Here is a 2,234-nt window from a genome sequence, read left to right on the forward strand (position 1 = left end):
GCGACACAAGGAGAAGACCATGCTCAACCGCCGCAGCTTTGCGACCGCTCTTATCGCGGCCGTCATCTTGCCCGGAGCCGCTTTCGCTCAGGCGCAGACACCTTCGGCCGCCACCATCCAGCGCCAGCTTGAAAGCGCGCCGCGCATGCGGCTCAACCAGAACCAGCGCGTCACCGTGGGTGAATTCAAGCGCCGGCCGGATCTGCGCCGCGCGGCCCCTTCGATCGACATCCAGTCGATCAACTTCGATTTCGCTTCGGCGGAAATCGCCCCGTCGCAATATCGCAAGGTTCAGAATATCGCCGATGCCCTGAACGGCATTCTTCGCCGCGACCGGCGTGCGCGCGTTCTGATTGAGGGCCATACCGATGCGGTGGGCTCATTCCAGTCCAATCAGGTGTTGTCGGAACGCCGTGCCGAGTCGCTCAAGCGGGTTCTGGTGCGCCAGTTCGGTGTGCCGTCCCGGGCGCTCGAAACGGTTGGCTATGGCAAGGAATTCCTGCTTGTTCCCACGCAGAACGAAAACTGGCGCAATCGCCGCGTCACCCTGCGCCGCATAGACAGCTTCCTTCGCTGACACTTCACGATACCGATATCCTGAGAAAGCCCGGCTTGACGCGCCGGGCTTTCGGCGTGTCTTCTCTCCTTTCAGTTGTGAGGGCGAGCAATGACGATAAGAGTTGTTATGGCCGGGGCGACCGGTTGGGTAGGAAAGGCTCTGGTGCCGGCTATCATCACTGCGGATGATCTTGCTCTGGCGGGCGCCGTTGCGCGTCAATCCGCTGGGCAGGACGCCGGACTGGCGGCGGGGTTGCCGTCGGAAGCCGGGGTCAAAGTATCGGGTTCGCTGGAGGAAGCTCTGCAGGCACCATCCGATGTCGTGGTGGATTACACCAAACCGGATGCGGTCAAGGCCAACACGCTTCTGTCGATCTCGAAGGGACGTCATGTCGTGATCGGCACTTCCGGACTTGGAGCGGAAGACTATGCCGAGATCGATGCGGCCGCCCGCAGCGCCGGCGTCGGTGTGATTGCGGCAGGCAATTTTTCGATTACCGCCACGCTTCTGAAGCGGTTTGCCCTGATGGCCGCGAAATACGTTCCGGACGTCGAAATCATGGACTATGCCAGCGCCAGGAAACCTGATGCGCCCTCCGGCACCGCGCGCGAGCTGGCAGAACATCTTGCGCAGATACGAAGACCCGCAACGAGCCTGCCGCAATCGCAGGTCTCCGGCGTGCCTGCCGCACGCGGGGGCGCGGTCGGGCAGGGCGAGGGCGTGCAGGTTCACTCGCTGCGCCTGCCTTCCTACATCCTTTCCTGCGAGGCGATCTTCGGTCTCCCCGATGAGCGACTCACCATTCGGCACGATGCCGGATCCTCGGCAGCTCCGTATGTCGCGGGAACGCTGCTGGCGATACGCCGGGTCGGAGCCCTAAAGGGACTGGTGCGCGGGCTCGACGCCCTGATGGACTGAGATGCGTCTCCGTTAACTCTTTGTTAACCATAAGGGCTCACATTATGAGCAACTGTCGTATTGCCGTTACATTGGCCTTCTAAAAGGCAGGTGTCGACAAGGTTGCTGACCGCGGATGTACCGGCGGCGACCGCGACAGACGAGGAAGCGGAGCTCTTGCTCCGCTTTTTTGTTTCTCCCGTTGCCGCCCGGTCGGAATCGCATATTGTGTGCGCGTTTCTCGGGAAAAGACCATGCCGCGCATCGCTTACGTCAACGGGCGTTACATCGCCCATCGGCACGCCACCGTTCATATAGAAGACCGCGGATATCAGTTTGCCGATGGCGTTTATGAAGTCTGCGAGATTGCCCGCGGCTTCATCGTCGACATGAAGGGGCATCTCGACCGGCTGGACCGCTCACTCTCCGAACTCTCTATCGGCTGGCCGATGCACAGGTCGGCGCTGATGGTCGTGATGCGCGAGGTCATCCGCCGCAACCATGTGCGCGACGGTATCGTCTATTTGCAGGTCACACGCGGGGTCGCGCCGCGCGATCATCCTTTCCCGGTGGGTGTAACGCCTTCTCTGGTGGTGACGGCGAAGAAGTTCGACGTCGCCAAAGTGCACCAGAAAGCCGAAGCGGGCGTGCAGGTCATCACTGTTCCGGAAAACCGCTGGGACCGGGTCGACATCAAGAGCGTCGGCCTGTTGCCGAATGTGCTGGCCAAGCAGAAGGCCCGGGAAGCCGGAGCGCAGGAAGCGTGGTTCGTCGATCC

3 protein-coding genes are annotated in these 2,234 nt (G+C 61.7%); all 3 read left to right on the top strand.

Annotation, left to right across the window (positions count from 1 at the left end; translation table 11 throughout):
* The first annotated feature begins 19 nt into the window (after window positions 1-19).
* The gene (locus tag VN004_RS02340; protein ID WP_325606634.1) at window positions 20-577 is read left to right on the top strand and encodes an OmpA family protein; all 558 of its coding nucleotides are present in this window, start codon (window positions 20-22) and stop codon (window positions 575-577) included.
* A 90-nt stretch (window positions 578-667) separates the two neighbouring features.
* Complete coding sequence (gene dapB, locus VN004_RS02345; RefSeq protein WP_325606631.1) at window positions 668-1,477, top strand: 4-hydroxy-tetrahydrodipicolinate reductase; 810 nt, start codon at window positions 668-670, stop codon at window positions 1,475-1,477.
* A 233-nt stretch (window positions 1,478-1,710) separates the two neighbouring features.
* Window positions 1,711-2,234 (top strand): aminotransferase class IV (locus tag VN004_RS02350; RefSeq protein ID WP_325606633.1); only part of this gene is annotated, 524 nt, incomplete at its 3' end.

The organism is Pseudorhodoplanes sp., from assembly GCF_035565855.1.
Taxonomy (GTDB): Bacteria; Pseudomonadota; Alphaproteobacteria; order Rhizobiales; family Xanthobacteraceae; genus Pseudorhodoplanes.